Source organism: Staphylococcus sp. GDY8P45P (assembly GCF_017892745.1).
Classification (GTDB): Bacteria; Bacillota; Bacilli; order Staphylococcales; family Staphylococcaceae; genus Staphylococcus; species Staphylococcus cohnii.
In genome coordinates this window covers 1-3,288 of sequence record NZ_JAESLS010000015.1, presented here as the reverse complement: position 1 = coordinate 3,288, position 3,288 = coordinate 1, and the positions used below count along the sequence as shown (strand labels likewise).

Genomic DNA, 3,288 nt, shown 5'->3' with positions numbered 1-3,288 from the left:
TTGTACATTGAAAACTAGATAAGTAAGTAAAATTTATGATTTTACCAAGCAAAACCGAGTGAATAAGAGTTTTAAATAAGCTTGAATTCAAAAAGAAATAATCGCTAGTGTTCGAAAGAACACTCACAGATTAATAACATTTTGGGTTTTCAACCGACGGTTGTCGAGTTGAAAGCAAATAGATTAAGTTATTAAGGGCGCACGGTGGATGCCTTGGCACTAGAAGCCGATGAAGGACGTTACTAACGACGATATGCTTTGGGGAGCTGTAAGTAAGCTGTGATCCAAAGATTTCCGAATGGGGAAACCCAATACGAGTTATGTCGTATTATCGATACGTAAATACATAGCGTATCGAAGGTAGACGCGGAGAACTGAAACATCTTAGTACCCGCAGGAAGAGAAAGAAAAATCGATTCCCTGAGTAGCGGCGAGCGAAACGGGAATAGCCCAAACCAACGAGCTTGCTTGTTGGGGTTGTAGGACACTCTATACGGAGTTACAAAGGAATAGATTAGACGAAGCATCTGGAAAGATGCATCAAAGAAGGTAATAATCCTGTAGTCGAAAATCTGTTCTCTCTTGAGTGGATCCTGAGTACGACGGAACACGAGAAATTCCGTCGGAATCCGGGAGGACCATCTCCCAAGGCTAAATACTCTCTAGTGACCGATAGTGAACCAGTACCGTGAGGGAAAGGTGAAAAGTACCCCGGAAGGGGAGTGAAAGAGAACTTGAAACCGTGTGCTTACAAGTAGTCAGAGCCCGTTAATGGGTGATGGCGTGCCTTTTGTAGAATGAACCGGCGAGTTACGATTTGATGCAAGGTTAAGCAGTGAATGTGGAGCCGTAGCGAAAGCGAGTCTGAATAGGGCGTTGAGTATTTGGTCGTAGACCCGAAACCAGGTGATCTACCCTTGACCAGGTTGAAGTTCAGGTAACACTGAATGGAGGACCGAACCGACTTACGTTGAAAAGTGAGCGGATGAGTTGAGGGTAGCGGAGAAATTCCAATCGAACCTGGAGATAGCTGGTTCTCTCCGAAATAGCTTTAGGGCTAGCCTCAAGTGATGATTATTGGAGGTAGAGCACTGTTTGGACGAGGGGCCCTTATCGGGTTACCGAATTCAGACAAACTCCGAATGCCAATCAATTTAACTTGGGAGTCAGAACGCGGGTGATAAGGTCCGTGTTCGAAAGGGAAACAGCCCAGACCACCAGCTAAGGTCCCAAAATATATGTTAAGTGGAAAAGGATGTGGCGTTGCCCAGACAACTAGTATGTTGGCTTAGAAGCAGCCATCATTTAAAGAGTGCGTAATAGCTCACTAGTCGAGTGACACTGCGCCGAAAATGTACCGGGGCTAAACATATTACCGAAGCTGTGGATTGTCCGTAGGACAATGGTAGGAGAGCGTTCTAAGGGCGTTGAAGCATGATCGTAAGGACATGTGGAGCGCTTAGAAGTGAGAATGCCGGTGTGAGTAGCGAAAGACGGGTGAGAATCCCGTCCACCGATTGACTAAGGTTTCCAGAGGAAGGCTCGTCCGCTCTGGGTTAGTCGGGTCCTAAGCTGAGGCCGATAGGCGTAGGCGATGGATAACAGGTTGATATTCCTGTACCACCATGAATCGTTTTAAGCGATGGGGGGACGCAGTAGGATAGGCGAAGCGTACGATTGGATTGTACGTCCAAGCAGTAAGACTGAGTGTTAGGCAAATCCGGCACTCTTAAGGTCAAGCTGTGATGGGGAGAGGAAATTGTTTCCTCGAGTCGTTGATTTCACACTGCCGAGAAAAGCCTCTAGCTAGATTTATGGTGCCCGTACCGCAAACCGACACAGGTAGTCAAGATGAGAATTCTAAGGTGAGCGAGCGAACTCTCGTTAAGGAACTCGGCAAAATGACCCCGTAACTTCGGGAGAAGGGGTGCTCTTTAGGGTTCACGCCCAGGAGAGCCGCAGTGAATAGGCCCAAGCGACTGTTTATCAAAAACACAGGTCTCTGCTAAACCGTAAGGTGATGTATAGGGGCTGACGCCTGCCCGGTGCTGGAAGGTTAAGAGGAGTGGTTAGCTTCTGCGAAGCTACGAATCGAAGCCCCAGTAAACGGCGGCCGTAACTATAACGGTCCTAAGGTAGCGAAATTCCTTGTCGGGTAAGTTCCGACCCGCACGAAAGGCGTAACGATTTGGGCACTGTCTCAACGAGAGACTCGGTGAAATCATAGTACCTGTGAAGATGCAGGTTACCCGCGACAGGACGGAAAGACCCCGTGGAGCTTTACTGTAGTCTGATATTGAAATTCGGTACAGCTTGTACAGGATAGGTAGGAGCCTTAGATACGTGAGCGCTAGCTTACGTGGAGGCGTTGGTGGGATACTACCCTCGCTGTATTGGATTTCTAACCCGCACCATTAATCATGGTGGGAGACAGTGTCAGATGGACAGTTTGACTGGGGCGGTCGCCTCCTAAAGAGTAACGGAGGCGCTCAAAGGTTTCCTCAGAATGGTTGGAAATCATTCATAGAGTGTAAAGGCACAAGGAAGCTTGACTGCGAGACTTACAAGTCGAGCAGGGTCGAAAGACGGACTTAGTGATCCGGTGGTTCCGCATGGAAGGGCCATCGCTCAACGGATAAAAGCTACCCCGGGGATAACAGGCTTATCTCCCCCAAGAGTTCACATCGACGGGGAGGTTTGGCACCTCGATGTCGGCTCATCGCATCCTGGGGCTGTAGTCGGTCCCAAGGGTTGGGCTGTTCGCCCATTAAAGCGGTACGCGAGCTGGGTTCAGAACGTCGTGAGACAGTTCGGTCCCTATCCGTCGTGGGCGTAGGAAATTTGAGAGGAGCTGTCCTTAGTACGAGAGGACCGGGATGGACATACCTCTGGTGTACCAGTTGTCGTGCCAACGGCATCGCTGGGTAGCTATGTATGGACGGGATAAGTGCTGAAAGCATCTAAGCATGAAGCCCCCCTCAAGATGAGATTTCCCAACTTCGGTTATAAGATCCCTCAAAGATGATGAGGTTAATAGGTTCGAGGTGGAAGCATAGCGATATGTGGAGCTGACGAATACTAATCGATCGAAGACTTAATCAAATTTAAAAGTTTTGTTGGTTGAACTAAATTTTACTTACTATCTAGTTTTGAATGTATAATAATTATACATGATATTGTCTGTTGACTATAGCAAGGAGGTCACACCTGTTCCCATGCCGAACACAGAAGTTAAGCTCCTTAGCGCCGATGGTAGTCGGACTTACGTTCAGCAAGAGTAGGACGTTG

2 rRNA genes are annotated in these 3,288 nt (G+C 48.1%); both read left to right on the top strand.

Going from position 1 to position 3,288, the window contains the following annotated elements:
- Positions 1-181 precede the first annotated feature (181 nt).
- Positions 182-3,102, top strand: a 23S ribosomal RNA gene (locus KA873_RS12350).
- A gap of 77 nt (positions 3,103-3,179) precedes the next feature.
- Positions 3,180-3,288: ribosomal RNA gene (rrf, locus tag KA873_RS12345) — 5S ribosomal RNA — on the top strand; the annotation flags it as partial.